Source organism: Vibrio sp. St2 (genome assembly GCF_947311885.1).
GTDB lineage: Bacteria > Pseudomonadota > Gammaproteobacteria > Enterobacterales > Vibrionaceae > Vibrio > Vibrio coralliilyticus.
Genome location: NZ_CAMZNA010000002.1, coordinates 1029738 through 1055578 on the forward strand (window position 1 = coordinate 1029738; position 25841 = coordinate 1055578).

11 protein-coding genes are annotated in these 25841 nt (G+C 44.4%); 9 read left to right on the forward strand and 2 right to left on the reverse strand.

All coding sequences use genetic code 11. The features are described 5' to 3' along the window. Positions 1-14: 14 nt before the first annotated feature. Genes QMA41_RS11170 through QMA41_RS11180 form a run of 3 tightly spaced genes read left to right on the forward strand, consistent with a single transcriptional unit; the run spans position 15 to position 2223 of the window. Entirely contained in the window at positions 15-1379 is a 1365-nt protein-coding gene (locus QMA41_RS11170) for an AlkA N-terminal domain-containing protein (RefSeq protein ID WP_281629666.1), read from the forward strand. After that, positions 1376-1858 (forward strand): methylated-DNA--[protein]-cysteine S-methyltransferase, encoded by a 483-nt coding sequence (locus QMA41_RS11175; RefSeq protein WP_006960095.1) that lies wholly within the window; start codon positions 1376-1378, stop codon positions 1856-1858. Before QMA41_RS11170 ends, QMA41_RS11175 begins: the two co-directional genes overlap by 4 nt. A gap of 35 nt (positions 1859-1893) precedes the next feature. After that, positions 1894-2223, forward strand: coding sequence for a hypothetical protein (locus QMA41_RS11180; protein ID WP_231115580.1), 330 nt, complete (start codon positions 1894-1896; stop codon positions 2221-2223). A gap of 75 nt (positions 2224-2298) precedes the next feature. On the opposite strand, the gene nhaD is transcribed toward QMA41_RS11180, so the two are convergent. After that, positions 2299-3732 (reverse strand): sodium:proton antiporter NhaD, encoded by a 1434-nt coding sequence (gene nhaD, locus QMA41_RS11185; RefSeq protein ID WP_019277310.1) that lies wholly within the window; start codon positions 3730-3732, stop codon positions 2299-2301. A gap of 322 nt (positions 3733-4054) precedes the next feature. Here nhaD and QMA41_RS11190 point away from each other — a divergent pair, with 322 nt between their 5' ends. After that, on the forward strand, positions 4055-4783 hold the full coding sequence (locus QMA41_RS11190; protein ID WP_006960098.1) for a nucleoside recognition domain-containing protein: 729 nt from the start codon (positions 4055-4057) through the stop codon (positions 4781-4783). Beyond that, a complete protein-coding gene (locus QMA41_RS11195) occupies positions 4780-5247 on the forward strand; it encodes a YjiG family protein (RefSeq protein ID WP_006960099.1) in 468 nt (155 codons plus the stop codon). The genes QMA41_RS11190 and QMA41_RS11195 overlap by 4 nt, the downstream gene beginning before the upstream one ends. Positions 5248-5326: 79 nt before the next feature. On the opposite strand, the gene QMA41_RS11200 is transcribed toward QMA41_RS11195, so the two are convergent. Beyond that, positions 5327-5902, reverse strand: coding sequence for a TfoX/Sxy family DNA transformation protein (locus tag QMA41_RS11200; RefSeq protein ID WP_281629667.1), 576 nt, complete (start codon positions 5900-5902; stop codon positions 5327-5329). A gap of 365 nt (positions 5903-6267) precedes the next feature. Between QMA41_RS11200 and QMA41_RS11205 the strand changes: the two genes are divergently transcribed. The 4 genes from QMA41_RS11205 (at position 6268) to QMA41_RS11220 (ending at position 25837) form a co-directional block, all read left to right on the forward strand. Beyond that, on the forward strand, positions 6268-8004 hold the full coding sequence (locus QMA41_RS11205) for an EAL domain-containing protein (protein ID WP_281629668.1): 1737 nt from the start codon (positions 6268-6270) through the stop codon (positions 8002-8004). A 236-nt stretch (positions 8005-8240) separates the two neighbouring features. Beyond that, complete coding sequence (locus QMA41_RS11210; RefSeq protein ID WP_281629669.1) at positions 8241-20156, forward strand: Ig-like domain-containing protein; 11916 nt, start codon at positions 8241-8243, stop codon at positions 20154-20156. Between the two features lie 83 nt (positions 20157-20239). Then, positions 20240-20824 carry an outer membrane beta-barrel protein gene (locus QMA41_RS11215; protein ID WP_281629670.1) on the forward strand — a complete coding sequence of 195 codons (585 nt, stop codon included), beginning with the start codon at positions 20240-20242 and terminating at the stop codon, positions 20822-20824. 231 nt (positions 20825-21055) lie between these two features. Further along, positions 21056-25837, forward strand: coding sequence for a DUF1592 domain-containing protein (locus QMA41_RS11220; protein ID WP_281629671.1), 4782 nt, complete (start codon positions 21056-21058; stop codon positions 25835-25837). Positions 25838-25841: the final 4 nt, after the last annotated feature.

A 25841-nucleotide genomic window follows, 5' to 3' on the forward strand; every position in this document is an offset into this window, starting at 1 on the left:
TCGGGATTAAGAGTGTGAACGGATTATCATCAATATCGCTGCAAGAGTGTCAAAGCGCCCGTCAGGCAAGAGATGCACGCTTCGATGGTCGCTTCTATGTGGCGGTTAAAACCACGGGCATTTTTTGTCGCCCCATATGCCCAGCCAACTTACCAAAAGAAGAAAATGTAGAATATTTTGTCGAGAAAGCGCAGGCGCTTCAGGCGGGCTATCGACCTTGCTTGCGCTGTCGCCCTGACAGTGCGCCAAGTTCTTGGGCATGGAAAGGAGTCGAAACTACGTTTCTTCGTGCTCTGAAAATGATTGAGCAAGGGGAGTTACAGACGTCTAGTCTGGCTGAATTGGCTGAACGTCTTGGGATTAGCGACCGCTATTTAAGACAGCTGTTTCAAGACCACCTTGGGATGGCGCCAAAACAATACGCCCTTTACCATCAACTGATGTTTGCCAAACAGCTGCTCCATTCCAGCTCTATGCCGGTGACGGATATCGCGTTCGCCAGTGGGTTCAACAGTGTGCGTCGCTTTAATGATGCCTTTAAGCAGGTTATTAAGCTGACTCCGACTCAGGTCAGAAAAGAGCAGGTCGCCTCTACGGTGGAAAGTAGTTATATCGATCTAGCGTTTAAAGGGCCTTTAGATTGGCAACATATGCTGGATTTTTACCGCCTGCGAGCCATTAAAGGATTAGAGCAAATCAGCGACGAAAGCTATCAGAGGAAGTTTGAGATTGAAGGGGCGAAAGGCTGGTTTGCGATTCGTTATCATAAACCCGGAATCATGCGGGTAGAGTTTGAGCTATCTGATACCCGCCGCTTGAAAGCGTTAGTAAATCAACTGCGCAGAATGTTTGACCTAGATACGGACATTCTGACCATTGAACAGAAACTGAATGCGCTGAATCCAAGCCTGATACAGCGTAGCGGGATTCGTATTCCTGGCGTCTGGAGCACCTGGGAAGGTGGCGTTAGAGCCATTTTAGGCCAGCAAGTGTCGATCAAAGCGGCCATTGGTCAACTCAATCTTTTGGTTCAAACCCTACAACCAGAGGGTGTTACGCATTTTCCCACACCACAAGAGGTGGCTACTGCGGACCTTTCTTTTCTACGTATGCCGCAAAGTCGCAAAGAAACATTGGCACGCTTTGCGCAGTTTATTGTAGAAAACCCTCAAGCGAGTCTGGAGCAATGGCTTGATGTGAAAGGTGTTGGCCCGTGGACGGTAAGTTACGCCAGATTGAGAGGCGCCTCTGAACCCAACTGTTTCCTAGAGGGTGATTTAGTGGTCAAGAAGGCCCTAAATCAATTCCCTGAACTGAATGCTGAAAGCGTATCTCCATGGGGGAGTTACGCCACATTCCATTGCTGGAGTCACGCATGAACAAGAGTTATACCACCTTTAAAACGCCGCTTGGACAGATGACAATTCAGGCTAATGAGCAAGGTTTGTTAGGTGCTTGGTTTGAGACTCAGACCACACAACCTGAAGAGTTAGGCAAAAACGATAAAGAACATCCTATACTTATTAAAGCAATCAAACAGTTAGACGAGTATTTTTCCGGTAGCCGAAAGGAATTTGATCTACCATTAGCAGCGGAAGGAACGGTGTTTCAGCAGCAGGTATGGAAGGCATTAACGACCATACCTTTTGGAGAAACGTGGAGCTACCAACAGCTTGCAGATGCCATTGGCAACCCAAAAGCAGTGAGAGCAGTTGGGCTAGCAAACGGTAAGAATCCTATCTCTGTGATTGTGCCTTGCCATAGGGTAATTGGTAAAAGCGGTAAGCTAACCGGTTATGCTGGTGGCCTGGAAAGGAAGGCGGCATTGTTAAAGATAGAGCATTGGGAACCTGAGTGATGCGGTTAGAAAAAGGAATTTTCTCCTTGCTAGTAATGCTTTTGCTGCAAGGGTGTTTTGAAGAAAAGCTTGATCGAATGATCAACAAGCAAACCTATGAGTTTGAAGGGGTATATGAAAATTTGTATACCCAAGATTTGCTGATGTTTAAAGATGCCATGGTCACGATCAGCCGAGTTGGTGCACCAGATGTTACGAAACCTTTTGCGGTAGATGACAATTTTCTTACCATAACAATGCGTAATAACTCTAAAGAGAAACGTGAGGACATTGTTATGCGCATTCATGGAGATAAGGAAGCATTGACATGCAGCGTTTGTGCGAGATACCAGCTTGCGAGTGTATGGCAGAAGCGGCTCGATTAGCCAAGTACTTGTTTAGATGCAATTGAAAAGGACAGCCATTTGGCTGTCCTTTTTGTTGTAGAGTGCCTAGGTGCTTCAGAATAATGCAGAGTTAAGCATCAGATGGAGAGCGATACTGACGGCGTAGCCGATACCTATCACAGGTGCCCATTTGAGATGGCCGAAGAAGGTGTATTTACCATGTGCTGCTCCCATCAGTGCAACCCCAGCAGCAGAACCTATTGATAATAAACTGCCACCGACACCAGCGGTCAGCGTGACCAGTAACCAGTTACCCATCGACATCGTTGGCTCCATGGTCAGGACGGCAAACATAACTGGGATGTTATCGACAATGGCAGACAATATACCCACCATGACATTCGCCCAGATCGGATCCCACTGGGTGTACATCACTTCAGATACCAAACCTAGGTAGCCGAGAAGACTCAAACCGCCGACACACATCACTACGCCATAGAAGAAAAGTAACGTATCCCACTCTGCATGAGAGACTCGCCTAAACACATCAAACGGCACAACGGAGCCTAGACGTTTCAATGCAATGTCATCACGATTGGCAATCGCGAGCGCTGCTTTCTTATGGAGTGATGCTTTAAGGGTTTTACGAAGGAAAAAGCCGAAAAATTGCAAATAAGCCAAACCCATCATCATGCCAATCACGGGTGGGAAGTGCAGTACGGCATGGAAGGCGACGGCAGTAGCAATAGTGAGGATAAACAAACCCACAATTCGGCGTGCACCACGTTTTAGCTCTACGTGCTGGTGGACAACATCCGGTGTGGTACTCGGCACAAACATCGACATAATGATCGCAGGCACGACATAGTTAGCGACTGAAGGTAAGAACAAGGGCATAAACTCAGAGAAAGAGACATAGCCTGCCTGCCACACCATCAATGTTGTGATATCACCAAATGGACTGAAGGCGCCGCCAGCGTTGGCAGCGACCACAATATTGATACACGCTAGGTTGATGAATTTGGGGTTATCTCCGGCGACTTTCATCACTACGGCACACATCAATAAAGCAGTAGTGAGGTTGTCGGCAATCGGAGAAATAAAGAAAGCCAGAACACCGGTTAACCAAAATAACGACTTGTAATTAAAGCCTTTCCCAACCATCCACGCTTGTAGTGCATCGAATAATCGCCGCTCTTCCATTGCGCTGATATAGGTCATAGCGACTAGTAAGAACAGCAATAATTCTGCGTATTCCAGCAGGTTGTGTTCTAGCGCTGACTTGGCAACTTCAATTTGACCATGTTGCGAATAGACGTAACCAATCATGGCCCAGATGAGGCCCGCCGCGAGCAGGACTGGTTTGGACTTTCTCAGTGACAGGTACTCTTCCAGCATCACCAACGCATACGCACACGTGAAAATCAGGATGGCTACATATCCGATGGTAGATTGAGTTAAAGGTAAAGTTTCTTGGGGGCTGCTGGCTGCAAAAGTCGAAAAGGGAAGTAATAAAAGGGCGACAAAAGCGGACCACTGCAATTTCATACTTTCACTCCTTGAAAGAAGATTGTTGTTATGGTGGAGCCATTCTAAAGAGGTTTTGGCGATGGGTATGTGAGATAGGTTTGATCTGATTGAATTGTCGCCAGTTTTTATCAATAAATGAACGATTTATGAATCATGTTGATATGCATTGTTGAATTTCATGTGCAGATAAAAGCGCTGATTATGAACATAATCACAAAATAAGATAATAGATCTCTGGTCAGAGTTGCCCCTTCTAAGTAATTGATACGGATCATCACTATAGCGTACGATTTAAAACAAGATCCTATGTGTCCTGTTCCACATAAAACATAGGTGATATATGTCCGATCCAAACATAAAGCAGCGCAAAGTAACCTGGGGATGCTACGTTGCTCTCGCATTTGCTGTCATATTCTTTTCTGGCTTGATGAAGTCTGGTGAATGGTATGGTGTGCTTGATTTTACAACTCTCAATGGCTCGTTCGGGCAGGTTGCGTATAACGTGACTGAAACGGCGGATGGCGTTGAAGCTGCAACGACGTCACTGCGTGGTAAAGGCGGTAGTGGTGCCCGTGATGGCTTTATCTTCGCATTAACTTTGATTCCAACCGTGATGTTCGCACTGGGTGTGATCAATGTCCTTGAGCATTACGGTGCACTAGATGCTGCTCGTAAATTGCTTACTCCTTTATTACGACCTTTGATGGGAATACCGGGTAGCTCCGGCCTTGCATTGATTGCGTCACTGCAAAGCACAGATGCCGGAGCTGCCATGACGCGCCAACTCAAGGATGAAGGTCGCCTGACCAAACGTGAAACCGATGTATTTACCATGTTTCAGTTCACTGCGGGGGCGACTATTGTTAATTTCTTCTCTTCTGGAGCTGTGTTGTTCACGCTGACTTTGGCTGATGGGTCGCTGGCCGTGACATCGTCAATTGGTCTCGCTGTAGCCATTATGTTTGTCTTTAAGTTTGTTGGCGCCAATCTGTTTCGCATCTACCTCAACATCACTGAAGGTAAACAAGATAAAGATACGCAACGTTTACAACAGGAGGCTGCACAATGAGTGAAGTGAAAACGAGAAAACCCATGGTGACGGATATTTTTGTCGAAGGGGCAAAGAAAGGTTGGGTGATTGCAACGACTTCAACGGTGCCAAATGTTCTGATGGCGTTTGTAATCATCAAAGCACTGCAAATCACAGGAGCGTTAGACATGATGGGGACGGTCTTCGCACCCGTTATGGCGATATTTGGTTTACCCGGTGAAGCTGCTGCCGTATTGATTGGAGCATGGATGTCGATGGGAGGTGCTGTTGGTGTAGTCATAACCTTGTTTGATCAGGGCATTCTTAACGGCGCACACATTGCGATTTTGGCCCCAGCGATCTACCTGATGGGCTCACAAGTCCAGTATATGGGACGTATTATGGGGCCAATTGGTACAGAAGGCCGCTATATTCCAGTCATGATCATTATTTCAGTGCTTAATGCATTTGGTGCGATGCTGGTAATGAATTTATTTGTTTGAGTTTTGCTGAACGAATTAAAGTATCTAAGCCAAAGTGTTACTACGCTTTGGCTTTTTCATTCCAGTAATATCATCCAAGTTAGTCAGATCGCGTAATCATTGAATTAAGAAAGTCACGTCGATCTTTAGGGATGACAGCCCAATGACAATTTTGAATTGCGCCTTCTAAATGTAAAACGAGCTCTTTGGATATTTTTGGAAATCGATCTTTGAGTTTTTTATAAGAGTTTACCGAGCCTCTATTTGCTAGCTGATGTACGCTTTCAATGTTGATGCTTAGCAGCATACGCTCAGTAGACACAGAGATATTGGGTAAATCTTTTAGCCTTTCTATAGGCGCTTTATCTGCGTATTCCCTTTGGCGTTTTGCCGCATTAATGGAACGTTCCGCATGTTCAAGTAGTCGTTTCTCTTCTCGCTCATATTCAGAGATGAAGTAGTTTGTTTTTACAAGGTGCCCTCGTTTTCGATAGCAGTAACGATTTTTACTGATTGGCTTAGCACCAAAGTCGGGTGAAGAACGAAAGTAAATTCGATTCTTATAATGTAAGGCGAATATAACACCATCACAGAATATGCCAAACGTACCAAACATTGATTTAATCGTAATGGTTCCCAAACTGCTAAAAAATAGTTGTGTATCTTTAATATTCATATCAAGTTAGTGTTTTTGTTTATCACACCATAAGCCTAGACATCTTGATAACTATAAATGAGATAATCCTTTATATTTTTGGATATAAGGTTTATTTAGTTGCATACAGATATGGTTGAATTGCGATGTCTATATTTGAATTATCAATAACCTAACTAAGCATGTCTTTCTTATCCCTCTGATTAAGTTTACTAATGATTTTTCAATGTAATTATTATCCGATTTAAGTTATTGAAAATTAAAGGTAATCCTATATTAATATGAATTATCCTTAAATATGTTCAACTCAATGTACTTGATATGTTAAGTATTTCTTAGTGTTTGCTGTATCAAAAAATATAAATAATAATTAAAGGAAAGTAGCCATGGATACTAGGCTAAAACTAAGACATGACACTAGAGTCACGTTAATAATAGGAAATGGAATTCTTAAAGTTTCACTAAATGAGGAAGTGATAAAGTCGACAAACCTATCCAACATTGAAGATAGGATCTTGCATATTCTTATTCAGAGAAGTAATGGGTCTAATCCGGTATCGAATCGAGAGCTTGATAAAATATGTAGAGAAGATTATAAGCTAAATATACAATTCAACACCATAAAAAATAATCTGGCTTCTTTAAGAAAAAAAATAAGAGAACTCTTATCAACCCCCCAGAATATTGAATTATCTACATGCACTTTAGTTGATAATAGACATGGTAAAGGCTACTTAATATCAGACTACTGGATACTTGAACGAGATGAAGAGATCATAAACTTTTGTGATGAAAAAGATATTGAAGGAATTTCAGATCTTTATCTAAGCCTTATAAAAACGTCAATATATAAAAGTAAAAAATTGGTATTTATTTTAAGTGGATTATCGATATCGTTGGTAATGTCTCTAGCTTTTATACAAATATCTTATGTAATAGGTAATTATGAATTTTATAGCTCTAATACAACAACGATCACGCGCGATATATTAAGAACTAATAACGTATGTTTTAAAGATAATGAAGTAAGAAAAATATTATCGACGTCTATTAGCGTTGATCATATGATTTTAAATGATAAAATTGATGGTATAATCTGTCGATTGTCAAAGCTAGGTACAGAAAGGCTTGCACTAAGCAATCGTGACTTAGGTATCGAAGGTATTCAGTCAGATTATATTGTAGCCCAGAGGGATGTTGCTGATTATCAAATTACCTATTTTTATGAAAGAGATAGGATCAGTAATAGATATCAAAGGTTTAACTTAATCCCGTCAATTGTGGGTTTCAATTTTCACTATGACGAAACGCCTATCGTTTCATCTGGAAGTTCAGGGATAAATATATTTGACTGGAGGAATGGGCACTTAACAATGCAATTTTCTCTTAATGTATATAATGTTTTACTAACTTCATTTCTAATCTCTATTTTTTACATTTTTACCTTTAAGTATAAGAATATTAGAGGTTTTTTTATTGTTATCTATGCCCTTACTGGCTTAAAGTTGAAATTTGAATCGGTCTATAATAAGTCAACAAATACTCATGTTGAGTACACTGAGATTCTGTCTAATTTTAATAAATTTGACGCAAATATCGTAATTAAAAACATGAAAAAGATAGGTTTTCTTCCTCGTTACACCAAATATTTGATGCAATGTGTTCCTGTCAATGGCTGTTACTCAATCAATATTTGTCCGAGTATGCTTATGGGGAAAGAGGGAGAGTCTTTTATTCATTATATGTCTGGTTTACTCAATAAAAATCAAATAATTATTGAGATTACAGAAAATTCAAAGATCTCATTTTGTGATGGATTGAAGCATCGTATTGAACAACTCCGTGAATTGGGTTTCAAGATAGCAATCGATGACTTTGGAGTGGGGAACAACAACCTTGAGCTGCTCAAAGACCTAACAATTGATTATGTGAAAATAGATAAGAAGTTTATTCTTAATATACTTGAATCCAAAAATGACAAGCAATACTTCTACCATATAGTACGGCTACTCTCTTCGGCGACAGATGCTAAGATCATTGCAGAAGGTGTTGAAACACAAGCCCATAGTAACCTTTTGACTGACAATGATGTCTACCTGCAGCAAGGGTACTACTTTACTTAGATTAGATAATTTAAGAGCTAGTGGTGGCCTCTCAACTTGAGAGGCCTTTTCGTTATCTATCATTACTTATTTTTAAATTAAATTTCTCTTGGTTTTTTATTTTTAACATTTATGGATTTGGCTCATTTGAAGGCGATAATCCTAAAAAAACGTGAGCTATCTGTAATTGATATATGATTAATGACCTTGGGGCATAAAAATATCTGGTACTAAATAAAATAAATACAGGTATGTCTATGCTCCCAGATGTTTCTTTATTCCAGAAGCTCAAGGTTCTTTGGGTTTCACTACTTGGAGTTATTTTGGCTGGTTGTTGGTCAGATAGCTCTCCACTTAACAACAGTGGAGGGGGCTCCGATGATGCTCAAACCACCGATAACTATGTTTCCGCAATTCAAATCTATCATGAGAACCGCCCAATTCCTGAAGGTGTGGTAAAGAACTATCAAGCGAAAGCATTCAATTCCCAAGCTCAATTACTAGATATTACGGAAGATGTTCAATGGACATCTTCTGACACTAGTGTTCTCAGAAGTCTGGGAGGCGGTGCGTTTATCGCCGTGTCAGAAGGTGAAGCTACAGTTTCAGTCTCCTACACCAATGGAGAGCCTGCACTGCGAAGCATGAGCAAACCGATGGTTAATGTCGATGAATCAGAGCAACGAGATTTATCAACTGACAATGTGACTAGCACCACCGCGCCTATTATTGTTTCGAAGGCTAAGATTGTTGATTTGAGTATTGAGCAACTTGAATATTCTTTGGGATTGGGTGTGACGCAACAGGTCAATGTATTTGCATTGTTTGATGATGGTTCAACCCACAATATTACTTCTCAAGCCGATATCAGGGCAGATAACCCTGACCTAGTGCAGCTAGCTGGAAGTAAAGTGACAGCAGTTCAAAGTGGTGATACACCACTGCACGCTTCTTTCATGGGTAAGTCGGATGTCGCTAATGTCAATGTTAAGTCTTCTTCTCTAGTGAACATTCAAGTGACGCCAGCGATTACAAACGTCATTGCGGGTGACGCTGTCCAATTTTCTGTAAAGAGTATGTATTCCGATAACTCAACCAATGACATCTATGAAGGTATTCAATGGTTCGTTAACGGAGTCCAGCAACATGGCATCAGCCAAGGTGTGATTAACTTCGATACGGAAGGTTCATACAAAGTCTCTGCCAAGTATCAGGGTAAGGAGACCAATGAATCTGTTGTTGAAGTACTTAAACACAGTAATCAATTTGAATTGGTCGGTGATGAGGAAGAGTTTGTTGTCGGCGTCAGCGTTCCATTTCGCTTCTTTGTTGATGGCGAGGATGGTACAAAAGTGAATGTCACTGCAGATACCGAATGGGTGACATCTGATTCAAAAATGGCTGTTGTTAGCAGCGATGGTGAATTTGTGCCTATCCAAGCCGGAGAGGTCATTCTTTATGGTTTTTGGAACAATGTGATTGAACGCCAGGTGATAGAAATACTGCCGCTGTCGCTAGAAAATATTGTTAGCTTGGAAATCGGTGTTGATAGCGCTGAATTGATGGTATCAGAGGAGAAAAACCTAACGGTCTTAGCGTTGACACAGCATGGTGTTAAAGTCGATGTCACGGACGATGTGAAGTGGTTTGTCGACAGTACTGATATTGCGACGATCGTTGATGGCTCTATGCTCCGTGGTAAGCAGGTTGGCCACACTACTGTGAATGCAATGTTAGGCAGTATTGAATCTAACTCTGTATCCGTGACGGTTTCTCAATCTACTGCTGTAACACGTGTTGATGTTATTCCCGAGCAGGTCGATCTTAATGTTGGTCAGCCGTATTCTTACGTGGCGAAAGCGCGTTACTCCGATGGCACGTCAAAAGACGTAACCGATCTGGCAGACTGGTCTACCTCCAACCCTTCTATTGTTTCCATTAGCGACAATGCAACAGCTTATGCACTTAAATCGGGTCAAACTTCGGTGGTCGCTCGATACCAAAACCTAACAAGTAATGCGAGTCAAGTTGATGTTTCTCATCGAGAGGTTAAATCTGTTTTCCTAACCTTGGATTTGCGCAAGGTAAATGTTGGTAGTGATATCTCCCCTTATGTCGAAGTGCTATATCAAGATGGTTATCGTCGTAATGTGTCCAACGAGACAGTGATCACCAGCAGTGATCCATCCGTTCTTAAAGTGTTAAGCACAGGGCAATTGGAAGCACTATCTTCCGGTGAGGCTGTTATTACCGCTCAATACCAAGGACAAAAAAGTGAGCCGATTACGGTACAAGTACTTAATGGTACCTTAAGCCTGATTCAGGTGAGTTCTTCCACCGCGTCTATTCCAGAGGGCATGAAAGGTCAGTTACATGCCAACGCGATTTTCAGTAATGGCTTGGTGAATAACGTAACAGCAAAAGTGCAGTGGGTGAGTGAAGACTCTTCAATCTTGTTTGTGGACCAAAATGGTGGATTCACGGCTAAAAGCAAGGGAGAGGCACATGTCTATGCCCGCTTTGAAGGAATGGCAAGCGAGAAAGTAAAAATCTCAGTTAACGATGGCACCCTTCAAGCTATCCAGATTACAGATTATCCGTCGGATATCATGGTTTCTGATATCGGCCAGTTCCGGGCTCAAGGATTATTCAGTAATGGTGAGTCGTTAGATATTACTGATCAGGTAGTGTGGGCTGCTGCCGATTCAATATTGGCATTTGGTGATGACGGTGTTGCTTATGCCGCTCAATCGGGTCAAACCAATGTAAAAGCAATGCTAAGCAGCGTAGAAAGTGCAGCGGTATATGTAAAAACAGTACCGTATAAAGTCAACAGCGTATCTTTGGACGTATCTAGCTCTGACGTTTATCTAGGCGTTAGTGAAATGGCACGTGTGATCATGGATACACCAATTGGTCAGTTGGATGCTGACGTTTCGGATATTACTTGGGAAGTGGGTAATGAAAGCATTTTATATGTCACAGCCAAAGGCGACTTAGTCGGTGTCAAAGAAGGTACAACGACAGTTAAAGCTTCAGTTGATGGGGTTCAAAGTACTGAATACAGTATTAATGTGAAGCCTGCGCAGGTTGAGTCTATTGAAGTAAGTCCTGAATTGGCCCACATAGCGAAAGGAACTCAGCAAAGCTATACCGTCATCGCGAGCTATTTTGATGGCAGACGCGAAGCAGTCACAGACGGAGTTAGCTGGATTGTTCACGATTCGTCTGTGGCACAAGCATCAGGTTTAACTGCCATTGCTGTGAACTCTGGCCAAACGACGCTACAGCTAAACTTTGCAGGGAAAAGTGCTACGACGGCTCTTGTTGTGACAGATGCAGAGCTGATTGATGTTTCTGTTGCGACGACAGCCAGCCAGCTTCCTTTAGGTGGGACAGGAGAGTTAACGGCATTAGGTTTGTTCAGTGATGGCAGTCGTCAAGACATGACAAACTATGTTAACTGGAACAGCACCACCAGCGATGTTCTCGCGATTGAAGTTGGAGGGCTATTTACCGCTCAGCAAGCAGGATCAACAGTGGTTTCTGCTCAGTATGACGGTGTTACTTCAACCAATGAAATCTCGTTCTTAGTCTCTGATAAACAAGTTAAATCGCTCACTTTGTCTGTGGGTGAAGACTCTTTACCGTTGGGATTAGCAACGCTTTCAAAGGTGATAGCAAGGTATACCGATGACTCTGAGTTTGATGTGACGGATTTAGTGACTTGGGAAACCGTTTCTGGGGCTGAAGGCGTGGTTCGCACTTCAAGTAATGGAGAAATCCTTGCGCAAGCAGTCGGTGAGGTTGAGGTTCGTGCTAAGTATGCGGGGTCAGTCTCGAATACCGTTGATATCGCGGTTAATGACGCGCAACTGGTTTCCATTGTTTCTGACCAGAGTGTGCTGACTTTGGCTCGTGGAACGACCAGTGCGGTGACGCTTTATGGTCACTATACCGATGGCGTGCGAGAGATTCCGGCGACATTCCCTGTTTGGCGAACAGATTCAGAAGCGATTGCCGCTGTAAATCTCGGCATGGTTGAAGGTCGAACAATTGGTAACACCAACCTTATTGCAAGCTTCCAAGGAAAAAACTTAACGCTCCCTGTTGTGGTGACGTCAGCGGACTTGATTGAATTGAGAGCTGTGGTTAATGGTGTTGAACAACAGTCATTAACGTTAGCTAAAGGGTTCTCGCAAGCTATTGAAGCCGTGGGCTATTTCAGCGATGGCAGCCAGCAAAATCTTTCGTCTGTCGTATATTGGGTCAGTGACGAGACAAACGTTGCTGAAGTGACAGGACTAGGTCTGGTGCAGGCCAAAAATGGTGGCGAAGCTGAGCTGCATGCTGTTTACAATCAAATTACGTCGAACCCTCTGACTATTGAAGTACTGCCTGCTGATATTGTGGGATTAGAGATAACGCCTAGTTCGCAACAGCTTGCAAAGGGGACGGAGGGACATGTAACCGCTTGGGCAACCCTTTCCGATGGAAAGGTCATTGATGCAACGTCTCAGGTTCACTGGCGAGCAGAGGATCCGCAAATGGTGACCTTCCATCAAGGACGTATTGAAGCGCACTTAGAAGGGAATACCGACCTGATTGCGACATTGTCAGGAGAGGAAGCACGCTCCGATCTGTATGTGACCAATCCTAACTTGGACGCATTGACATTCAATGCGACTGAATCAAATCTTGCTGTAGGGCAACAGTCAGAGTTGTCAGTGTATGCTAGTTACAGTGATGGCACTTACCAAGACGTAACGCGCTCAGTAAACTGGACGTTGTCTGGTGATGTCTCTGCAATAGCTATTAATGGTGATGGTGTGCTGAGTGCGGTTTCTCAGGGGATTGCACAAGTTGAAGCAGAGTTGGATGGAGTGACAGCGAATGAAAAAGACTTCACCATTACTGATAAGCAAGTAGAAAGTGTTTATCTAAATCAAGCCGATCAAGTGCTGCCAGCGGGACTGACTACAGAGTTAAAAGCGGTGGTTCGATACACTGATGGCAGCGAACGCGCATTGGCCGATGGAGAAGCGTTGTGGGTAGTTGGTAGTACAAATGTTGTCTCTGTTTCGGGCAATGTGTTACGTGCTAATACGGTAGGTACTAGCAGTCTGTCTTTCAATTACCAGAGTAAATCCAGTAATGAAATCAACGTTGAGGTGGTTCAAGAGGATCTGCAGCGCTTAACCTTCCATACCTCTCAGATCATGTTAGCAAAAGGGACAACAGAAGCCGTTGAGGTGACAGGGCATTATACCAATGGTAGCCGTAATGTAACCGATGATGTGCAGTGGCAATCCAATGACCCATCTGTATTCACTGTATCTGTGACCGGTGAGGTTACTGCACAAGCTCAAGGGCAAGGCCAACTGATTGCTAGCTTGAATGGCCAGAGTGCAAATCTTCCTGTTGCGGTTTCCGATGCTGATTTACAAACATTGAAGATCAAAGTGAATCACCAAGACGCCACTGCTATCGAGAGACCTGTTGGCTTAGAGCAAACATTAAGTGTGATTGGTTATTTCTCTGATGGTTCTGAGCAAAACCTGACATCACTGGTTATGTGGAACTCAAGTAATGCTGCAGTAGTACAAGTCAGTGATCAAGGGGTAGTGACAGGCCTGCAAGCTGGAGAAGAGCAAGTGAGTGCGCACTGGGGAGGAATAAGCAGCTCTGACCTAAACTATAAAGTCGCCGATGCCATACTCCAGAGCTTAACTGTCACGCCAGTGAACAGTTTACTTGCCAAAGGAACGAGCCAATTGCTAGAGGCCTGGGGGCTATACTCAGATGGTAAATCTTACCTGATGAGCACTGGTATTGACTGGTCTGTTACTCAGCCTGATGTGGTGGCTGTTGATATTAGCGGTCTCGTTCAAGCGAAAGAAGAAGGCACCAGCCAAGTAGTGGCTCGCCAAAATTCAGTTGAAGGTCAAGCTGCTGTCTCAGTTTCAAACGCAGCGTTAGAGCGCTTAACGCTAACCGTATCTGAGAGTGGCCTTGCATTGGGTCAAGAGAGCCAGCTAACCACTATTGCTACATTCACTGATGGCAGAAATGTTGATGTGACCAAGCAAGTTCAGTGGAACACATCTGGTGATGTACAAGCGATATCTATTGATCAGCTAGGTTCAGTATCGAGCTTAGCGGAGGGCCAGGTGTCAATCAGTGCGGTGTACCTTGGACAGGTATCCAACGTCGCTGGCATTCAAGTTTCAGCTAAGGTCGTTCAGTCGCTCTACCTTAGTCATGGTGATCATATATTGCCAGTTGGCGCTCAGCTCAGCTTGGATCCAACCGTTAGGTACAGCGATGATAGCGAGCGTGTGCTAGGTGCTCAGGAAGTTACCTGGGTATACGATAGTCAGTTTGTTGATATCGGTGCAAATACACTAACAGCAACAGCTACCGGAGCGACGACGGTTTCATTTGAGTTCGATGCTCAAACAAGTAACAGTCTGCAAATTGGTGTCGACCCTGCTCAATTGTTGTCGCTCAGTTTTGATAGTGCTCAGGTTGTGCTACCTAAAGGAACTGCTCAACAGTTGGAGGTTACCGGACACTTTACTAATGGCAGCCGAGAGGTGACAGGTTCTGTTGCATGGTCAGGAACTAATCCATCAGCGTTTACGATAAGCAATACAGGTTTACTGTCGGCACAAGCTGAAGGTACCGGTAACATAACCGTCTCTATGAACGGTAAACAAGCACTATTGCCGGTAGCGGTGACGGATGCCGATCTATTGCGTATTTCAATGCACCAAGGTAACACTGAAGTTCAAGATGTTTCCTTAGTTAAAGGGTTAACAACTTCCCTTCAGGCAATGGGGCACTATAGCGATGGCACTCAGCTAGATTTATCAAGCTTGGTAGTTTGGCAAACCGATAATGTGAATGTTGCGGATGTTGACCAGAGTGGAGGGACGCAAGCGTTAGCTCAAGGCACAGCCACGATTTCTGCGTATTTCGATTCTCAGGTCTCCAATGTGAGCGTTAATGTAATAGCGGAGGAACTCAGTCGCATTTCTGTTACGCCTGCCATTGGTCAGTTCGCGAAGGGCACATCGCAGCAGTATCAAGCTTGGGCGACGATGACGGATGGAAGTTCACAGCTTCTTACTACAGGTGTGAATTGGTCTCTTACAGAGCCTCTACTTGCGGATGTGGACAGTGATGGTTTAGTTACTGGGCTTTCTCAAGGTGCAGGTTTTGTTGTAGCGACAGTCGATACACCTATGGGTGCACTGACGGGTTCAGCGGCGATTTCCGTTACGGATGCAACGCTTGATAGCCTTGACCTTGCTATTAACTCTCGTTTGATAGCGTTAGGCGAGAAGGCTCAACTTGATGTCATTGCTAATTTCAGTGACGGTACAACCCAGAATGTGACAAATAGTGTTCAATGGAACCTTAGTGGCGACACTCAGGCTGTTCATGTGAATGGCCTAGGTAAAGTGTCAAGCCTTAGCGAAGGTGATGTGGTTATCAGTGCGTCACTAAATACTATCGGCTCAAACCAAGAAGCATTACGTGTGGATGTGAAAACAGTGGATTTAGTGTACCTGAAACAGGGTGACACCAGTCTTCCGCTTGGAACATCTCAATTGCTTGAGCCTGTAGTGCGTTATACGGATGGCAGTGAAAGATCATTATCTGCCAACGAGTTAGTATGGGTTAATGAGGATGATCAGGTTATTCGCTTTACCGATAACCAGTATTCAGCATTGTCAGTGGGCGATAGCCGAGTGTCCTTTACCTACCAAGGTAAGAGTAGTTCGACCATTCTAGTGACGGTCGAGGACGAAGAGTTGCAAGGGCTGTCATTCTCTCATAATCAAGTGGTGTTGGCGAAAGGGACCTCATTACCGGTTGTCGTCACGGGTCACTTCACTACAGGAAGCCGAGAAGTAACGGATCAGGTCACTTGGTCAAGTGATGAACCCGGAATATTTAATGTAGCGACGCCAGGCTTGGTTGAAGGGTTTACTAAAGGTAATGGCACGCTTTCTGTCACTCTGCTGGCTCAAACGGAAACTCTACCTGTTGCGGTGACGGATGCAGAGCTGGACCGACTCGAAGTGCGAACTGAAGACGGTTTGCAGTCAAGCTCGACGATTCCTATCGGCGCGGAGCAACCTTTAATCACCACAGGGTATTTCAGTGATCAATCACAGCAAAATATGACGTCACTGGTCACTTGGCATTCTACCGAAACGGCGATTGTCGATGCTGGACAAAATGGTGTGATCCGAGGTATCGGTGCTGGTGATGGAAGTGTGTTCGCTCGTTTTGGTGCAACAGATAGCCCAATGTTCTCTGTCAAGGTAGACCCTGCTGTGCTGGAGAGTATTTCGGTGACACCTGCAATGTCAGTGGTTGCTAATGGCACTCAACAAGTTTTCCAGGCTTGGGGAACCTACAGTGATGGCCAAGTCGATGAATTGACCTCGGGTGTTCAATGGTCCGTTGTTGAACCACTCATTGCAGATGTTGATAACTCGACGGGTTTGGTGACTGCGAAATCTGAAGGCAGTACGTATGTGCGTGCAAGCGTTGGCCAACTGCTTGGCAGTGCTGCTGTGGTTGTCTCTGAAGCGACTTTGACTGATGTCATCGTCTATCTCAATGACGCTTCTCTAGCGGTTGGTCAACAGAGTCAGGTAACCGCGGAAGCTGTGTTCAGTGACAATTCCCGTCAAGATGTGACTCGTCAGGTCAGCTGGATCATTGTTGGTGATCAGCAAGCACTGAATATCAATGGGTTGGGAGAACTGAATACATTAGCGCAAGCCGACGTGTCCATTTCTGCTCAATTCCAGTCGATGACATCGAATGAAGTGGACCTCAGTATTGTTGAAAAACAAGCGCAACAGCTTTACATCAAGCAAAGTGATGTCACGTTACCCGAGGGAATGTCAACAGAGCTTACGCCAATGTTGCGTTATACGGATGGCAGTGAACGTGAACTCTTGAACTCAGAGATAACCTGGGTGTTCAGTCCGGCGAACATAGCCAGCATGGCAGGTAATACTCTGGTGGCTGATAACCAGGGCTCGACGACGTTGTCATTCACTCATAACTCTGTATCAAGTAACTCCATCAGTGTGACGGTGACTAACGAAACGCTGGAGCGCTTGGTGTTTACACAGAACCAAGTGGTACTAGCTGAAGGGACGTCTGAACAGATTCAGGTCACTGGCCAGTACACAAATGGCAGTCGAGATGTTACAGACTCAGTAACATGGGATAGTGATAAGCCCGCGGTCTTTACTGTGATTGACGGTTTGATTACCGCACAGTCAGAAGGGACAGCAGAGCTGACTGTGAGCCTATCTGGTAAGACAGCAGTACTACCTGTTGCAGTTACTGATGAGGACTTAGTGTCTTTAGAGATACGGATTAATAGCCAAGTAGAAGCTTCTTGGGAGTTGGCGAAAGGTATGCAGCAGCAACTGGAGGCTTACGGTTCATTCAGTGATGGGAGTACGAAAAATGTCACATCTATGGTGGATTGGTCGAGTACTGATCGAGCGCTGGTTAATGTTACCAATAGCGGTGTCGTCAGTGGCCTAAGCCTAGGCACTGAGAGCGTTAGTGTACACATGCAGGGCATTGATAGCTTGGGGCTACCAATCACTGTCAAAGATGCTGAACTTACCAGTATTGCAGTTACTCCACATGGGCAGCAGATCGCGAATGGAACCAGCCTACAATTGGTGGCGACTGGCACATTTACGGATCAGTCAACGTCGGTGCTGACAACGGGAGTTACGTGGTCAGTCAATACTCAACATCTTGCCATTGCCGATGTGGATGGCAGCGGTTTAGTCACCGGTAAAGCTGGTGGTGTGGCTAACGTGGTTGCCGATTACATTGATGTACAAGGTAATGTTGTGCAAGGTAATGTTGATGTTTCAGTGAATGATGGGTTAACCATCAATGGTTTGATCGCTTCGGCTTCGAGTTCCAATGTGGCTGTCGGGTCTAAAGTTCTCCTATCGGCTGAAGCAGACTATGGCAGTAGTACACAAGATGTCACCATGCAGGCGCAATGGGTGGTGACAGTAGGCAACGCGTCTTCAGTTTCTATCGATGACCGTGGTCAACTGACGGCGCTAGCTCAAGGTACTGTGTCTCTTGAAGCGAGGTTTGATGGAGAGGTATCCAATACACTAACGGTTCAAATTGACGCTGCAGAAGTTACTCACATTGCTGTGACGGAAGGTTCATGGAGTGATGAGCTACCGATTGGTTCTTCAACAAAACCTGAAGTTACGGCTTTCTACACGGACGGTACCAAGTCAGTTCTTCAAGTCTCAGAGTTCTCTTGGCAAATTGATAACACAACCGCGTTAAGCGCGGGTAGCAACGGAGAGCTGGTTGCGAATGCACTGGGTGTTGCTACCGTGTCGGCTAACTCGAATGGTGTGGTATCTGATGAGCTGAGTATTGAAGTTATCGATGCAGCATTGACTGAGATTCGTGTTGAAGCGGATGAACAACTGCTGGCGGTAACCGGGTCCGGCTACTCGGTGAGAGCTTACGGCATCTACTCGGATGACGCGTTAACTGAAGTGGATATTACCCATTCAGTCAACTGGCTGACCGACGGAAATAGTGTTATCGATATTACTCAAGGTACGGGAGACATCGTTATCCTAGGTAAAGGGGTTGAGACGCTTAAGGCAGCACAAGACAGCATTGAAAGTGAAGCCATTGCTATCTCAGTGGTAGATCCTTGGGTAACGGCCATCCGAATCTTTTACAACAATGTTGAGCAATCAACGTCACTCAGCGAAAGCATTCCTGTTGGTGGGAGCTTAGCACTCTCTGCAATGGGTCTGCTAAGTGATGGTAACTGGCGGGACATTACGCAAGATGTAGCTTGGCATAGTAGTGAAGAACCTATCGTTACGGTTTCAAATGGACTGGCTAATGGTGTAACAGATGGCACTGCTGATATCAGCATCCAACTAGAATCTATGTCTTCGACTATTAGTGTGTCCGTGTCAGGTAATGTATTGGAAGAGTTGAGATTTATAGGTGATCAAGTTGTTAGTGTAGCGAAAGGTGAGATGGCTTCGTTTTCATTGCAAGCTGTATACAGTGATGGAACGACTGTTGATGGGTATACAAGCGGCATTCAGTGGGAGGTTCTTGACGAACAAATTGCCGTGCCTGTTGGTACTATCTCGGGAGTGACATCGTTCTCAACTTTGCTGGATGGCTATACGTTAGCTACTGCAACTCATGCTTCTTCTGGAATAAGTGTTACAGGAACGATATTTGTACAACCGGCTCAAATTATTGATGTGGACATTTATTCTACAGGTATACCACTAGGTAAGAACATGTATGCAGACAGTGATTGGAGTGAGTTTGATACTTACACGTCAAATATGCCTGATGGTGTGGTACGCACTAGAGGAGGATATTATGCAACTACAACTGAAAACAAAGTGGATAGCAATGGTCACAATTACAATGTCGTAGGTTTTGGCCATCCAACTGCACCACATAGGGTAGTTATGAAGTTAAGGTCTATTGTTGACAACACTTCCTCTATCGCGATTGAAAAAGGAGTTGCCTATACTTTCTCTGTCACTAAAGAGGGAGGTTCTGCTTGGCGAAATCTTCATTTAGCAGTGCAACACAACACCTTACCTTTGATTCGATTAGCAGGAAATGTACCGTTGGAGCAAGATGTTTCGAAGAGCCGCGGATTTGTCTGGGCTACATTTATGGTGGATCCTGACGAGCCAGGGGATGAGTTCTATTTTAGTGCGCAAATTGGCTACAGTTGGCTCACAGATGTTTCTGGGAATGTTACTGCTGCATTCTCACGCCCACAATTTGAAGTTGGGTCTCTAACAGATTGGGAGCCAAGCGAACCTTATTCAGGTAGCTACGATTCATCAGGGATAAACATGAATGTTGGTTCAACTAACTCTGATGATCGGTATGTTCATTTAACCAATTCTGATGGTAGCCGCGAGCTAGCAACGGTTAATCAAATCGTTTGGCGAAGTGACAACGAAGCTGTAGCAACGGTGAATTCTAATGGAGATATCACAGCAGTTAGCTCGGGTAGTGCCAACATCTATGCAGTCGTTGATGGCGTAACCAGTAATATGATTGCTGTTACTGTCTCGGCCCCATAACGATTAATCAATAAATTCTAAGCCAGTAGTGTTAACTACTGGCTTAGGTTTCTTTTACTTAAATTTTCTCTGGATATATGCAAATGAGCTGGAATAAAAATATCGTGTCGCTTGTATTAGGTATGAGTATTTCATTTTCTACTTATGCAAGTGACTTTTATATTGGTGCAGGTTTTGGTGGAATAAATGTCGATCAAGCTACAGGGAGTGACATTGTCAGTCAGGAGCTAGGAACAACAAAAAAGTATTATGTTGGCTACCGAGCTAATGACTATGTGGATATTGAACTTCAGTACTCAAATTATGGTAATGCTGATATTAAAACCGTGACAAGCGTTGAAAGTACATGGAACCCAGAATCTTATGCTTTGGGATTGAACTTAGGTTATCCATTTAGCACTGGTATCAAAGCGTTCGGTAGTATTGGTGTTAGCACGACTAACTTAAATCAAGGTGGTACGCTAATTTGGAAGGATGAGTTTATCGAGGGAGGAAGGTTGGGGCTAGGGCTAAAATACAGCTTTCCTCAATGGAAGAACGTGACCGTTCAAATCGCGTATGAAACCGATCTGTTCATACTTGAAACGGCAAATACAGTATCTAATTCAGCTGGTGATATGAATATCAGGCTTTCTTCTCTATATTCATCTCTTCAGTATCGATTTTAGTTATTGGGCTTGGATATTTATAAACATAAATGAGATATTCTCCACTTAATGTTAATTATATTGGTTAATGCACTGATTTTGATTGGCTGTGAACCACCAGTGTAAGTTTAGTAATCCTTAAATATCCTTTTTAGTTTTCTTAAATCTGACTATTAATCTCTTCACTTGTACTTATCTGAAATACTTTATCTACCAAAAAAATTTGGTTACTAAAGTATCCAATAAGGAGAAATGCGAGTGAAGAGAATAACGTCATTATGTGCCATAGTCACAGGCATGTATTCCTCTTTCGCACTTGCTGCACCTCAATGGGAACCTAAGAGTTACTCAGGTGGTGTACAGGTGTGTCACAAACAAGTTTTGTTTGAATCTAAATGGTGGGCAGGTTCTTATGATGAACCGGATCCCAATGGTCCAACTGCATCGAATCAGCCGGGGTGGGGAACCGAACCTTGGTTGCCACTGCTAGAGTCGGACGAATGTTCATCAGGAGATACCAATAAACCGCCACAGGCGGACGCTGGTGTTGATTTTTCCGTTCAATCACCCGCTCAAAGCGTTGTGATAGACGGTTCCGGTTCGCATGATGCTGATGGCGATACGCTGAGCTTTCAATGGCACCAAATCTCTGGCCCAACAGTGGTGCTAACTAACGCCAATCAATCAGTAAGCAGCTTTAACCTGCCAAGCTTAGATGAAGAAGCACGTTACACGTTTGAACTGACGGTTAATGATGGCAAAGCGATATCCAACGATCAGATTACTGTGACGGGATTGGCCGCGATAATTGAGAATCAGCCCCCAGTAGCTAATGCCGGACCAAATCTAGAAATTAAGTCACCGAACGATCGCGTTGTGCTAGACGGTTCAAGTTCAAGTGATCAGGACGGTGATGAGCTAACGTTCGAATGGCAACAAGTTTCTGGTCCCGCTGTGAGCTTGGAAAACACCCAATCTTCAGTCGCTCATTTTGCCTTACCTGAGCTTGAGAGCGACACCGAATTTGTATTTCAACTGACAGTCAATGATGGCCTTGAAAGTGCTTCAGATACTATGTCGCTGATCGGCTTAGCGTCAGAAGAACCAGTACTTCCTGGCTCAATTGTGATCGATCTGAATCGCGGTGACAGCGGGCTACCTACTTCCGCTCAATATCAGCTTATATTGAGATCTCAGCAATCTGGCGAACGTATTGCGTATCAACTAACCGCGGAAGATAACGTGGTTATTGATGATTTAAATCCAGATGACTACCAACTTTGGATTGAGTTTGCCGATGCGTATCAACCGATTGATCTTCCTCGAGTGATTACGGTAACAGATAGCCAGCCATTTGAGCTCTCCTTCGCTGTGAAGCCAAGTGTTGAGCTAGATACCCTATCCGTGATTGACGGTGTGCAAATTTCTAAGGTAATTGATGGTGTATTCCAGGCTCGTCAAATGGCATGGGGGGATGGTTATCTGTTTGTTGGCTCTTCAGCTATTTCTGAGGAGCAAGGAGCTCGTGGTAACAAGATATACGCAATCCCTTATGATTATCAGTCAGGCACAGTCGGTGAACCTGTGGTAGTCGCAAATAATTTAGTAGAGCCTCATGGTGTGGCGTATCGTAATGGCACGCTGTATTTCGCGACCTCTATGTCTCTATTCCGTATTGAAGATGTCGTTTCTAAACTGGGTAAATCTCTTGAAGCGGAAAAAGTACTCACTTTACCTGCGGGTGATGAGAACTTCCCTCTCTACCCAGATCCTGTAGGCCTTTACTGGCACCAGAAACATACACTGAAGTTCAATTCATTTGATCCAAGTGATGAGAACTTGTACATCTCTATTGGTTCGCCTTGTAACATCTGTGTGATCCAAGAAGAGCCCAAATATGGCTCAATTCTAAAGGTAGATACGAGTAACTTTAGTTCTATTCAAATCGCAGAGGGGATTCGTAACACTGTTGGTTTCGACTGGGATCCGCAACGAGGTGATCTGTGGTTTACGGATAACAACCCACAAAATACCGATGGTCACACCACGTATTTCCCTGGTGAGATCAATAAAATCTCTGCGCAGCAATTGGCTAGTGGCACCATGCCGCATTTTGGTTTTCCTTATGTCTCAGGTATCGACACCATTTCCATTACGCCTGAACAACAAGATGGCACAGCCGAGAGTACAGGAGGATACGACTACATCCCACCTGGTGCTATTTACTCTGATATTTTGATTGAAGATATCAATCCCGCAGACTACCAGCCGCCAGAGTTTGAATTGGAAGCGGGCTCTGCACCACTAGGAATGGTGTTCTGGCAACCTGACGGTGTTCAGTCAGATAACGGGGAGCGCTCATTTGTCTACGCTACCCATGGGCCTGGTGATGGTGAGCGTGCAGGTTATGAAGTACGTATGCTAACGCTTGATACTGATGGCAATCCTTTGTTTGACCGAGCGCTAATTACTGGTTGGAAACAACCGACAGGTATTTCTGGTAAGCCCGTTGAATTACTGGTTATGCCAGACAATAGCTTACTTGTCTCGGATGATGCTGGTAACACGATTTACCGTTTGGATTATTTGCCAGAGGTGTCAGGTCAAATTAGCTTGTCACCGTCTCAGGGTGAGATTGAAGACCCTCGTGCTATGGTGCAAGCGACGCTCACCGATAGCGATGGCAATTCAAGACGACTGTATATGTCGTTAACCGAAACAGGCTACGAAATTACGGGGCTTGACTATGGGAGCTATACCTTAGCTATCCCTTCACATGGCGACGTTGAACCAACAGACATTCTGATTGAATTCACGCTTTCCGCATCAAATCCGCTGAAAGAATTACACTGGTCTTACGGCGAAGGTGATGGTGGAGAACCGTCAACAGGCATACTTACAGTGGATGCACCTGCAGAACCAAGCAACGCGCCGAACTCCATTTTACTTGAGCTAGAGGCAAAAGATGGTTCAGATTCAGTGTATGTCGATGCGAATTGGGGACAAATGCATACTCAGGTTATGAATGTTGGGAGCTACCGAGTTGATTTGCCCTATACGGAATCAGCGATTCCAGACCCGCAGCGTCAAGATGTTATTTTGTCTGAGAGTGGTTACGGCTTAAGTTGGAGTTATACGGAGTACGAAACCGACGAAGAGTACTTTGAGGCCATGGTTAAGAGTACATGTAGTACATGTCATGGAGGCCAGTTCGCACCAGATTTTTCTGAAGGTCCTAGCTCAGATATGATTGAGGATTACATAGAAAACCCTGATGCGATTGCTGACAAAATTGGCGAAATGGTGGAAATCTATGACATACCATGTGATTCCGCTTGCCAGTCTACGTTAGCTCGATACCTCGAAGAGGATTTATGGGCAGATGAACTGCCGGATGCAGACGTCACAGAGTTTTTTGGTAGCCGTCACCTGCGCTTGCTGACCAAAGTCGAGTACGTGAATACAGTCCGTGACCTATTTGGTGTACAGGTTGACCCCAAATTACTGCCCAATGATGATAGAAGCTCTGAAGAGTCGCTATATGGCAATCCAGGTAAATTGGGTTATTTGACCAGCGATAAAATGAGTGCATACCTAGATGCTGCAGTTTATGTGCAAGACCATCTTGATGTTTACGCACTTAGTCAATGCGAACAAGGAGGTGGTGTTTACCCGGAATGGGATGCATCAGCTACTTATGTAGGTGGCGATAAGGTTGTAGAAGTCAACGAAGTATACGAAGCTCAATGGTGGACTGAGAATCAGAGGCCTTCAGAAAATAATGGGGAGTACGGGCAGCCATGGAAATACATAGAGGATTATGTAGAAGGTGATCCCGACTGTTTAGAAAATTGGTACACCGCAACAATGGAAAGAATGCTTCGTCGTCCAGTCACTGAGGATGATCTGGCTCTGTACCCAGCCACCCATGTTGAAAAGCAATTGGCGACGCTATTGGTTTCCCCTCACTTCTTGTACCGACGTGAAGCGGGCTTAGCTAATACGGATGGTCGTTATCACTTAACAGCACACGAACTTGCCACGTTAGTGTCTTACACATTAGTTGGCTCCATTCCGGATGCCGAACTTTGGAGTAAAGCGAATGATGGTAGCTTGCAACAAGCAAGTGTGTTGCAGCAGCAAATCGATCGTCTCCTTAACCAACCTCAGGCTTATGAGCAGTTTGCACAGTTTATGATGCAGACTATGGAATTCGATGAAGATCGGGTTGCAATCGAGCGTGATGGACTATCCGTAGAAGTCGGAGAGGCCATGTTGGAAGAGTTTAAAACCTACATCCGAGAAACGGTATTTGGTGAAGATCTTGGCCGATTCTCTGATCTGATGGCCCACGATAAGACCTACGTCAATCAACAGTTGGCGAATCACTATGGGTTTAGTGGCGCATTTAATACGTCATTCAGTGAAACTGTGATACCTCAGGAGCGTGGAAAGGGGTTACTTAGCTTAGGTGCAATAGCCGTTGCGTATAGTACGGAGGCAAAAACCAGGTTGATTCCGCGTGGACGGATGGTACAGCATTCGCTTCTGGGTTGGGATCAGGCTCTCGCGTCGGGAGTAGCACCTGACTATATCGAAGATGATACGTCAACCAAGGATTACTGGACGAAAGCCACAGGTCCAGATACCGAATGTTGGGTATGTCACCAAAAGATGAATGATATTGGCTTTGCCTACGATGTTCTAGACAAGACTGGCCGATACCGTGCGTATGAAAACTATGTATCGCTCAATGGTGAAGAGTTTAACGATGTGTTGTTAGAAACTCATGGTGAGCTGGTTGATGTGGATAGTATGAATACGTCGTTCGATGATCTGAAAGATATTGCTCTTTATTTGTCAGACAGTGAGGAGTCCCGTCAAGCGTTCGTCAGAAATTACTTGTTCTATACCTTAGGTGAAGCCTCTAACAGGTTCTCTCCACTTTACCCTGAATACGCCTCGTTCGAGCAGTTTAAAGTGCTCATGCGGGATTTGTTGATGTCCACAACTGTATCTGAGCGAGAGGAGTAACAGA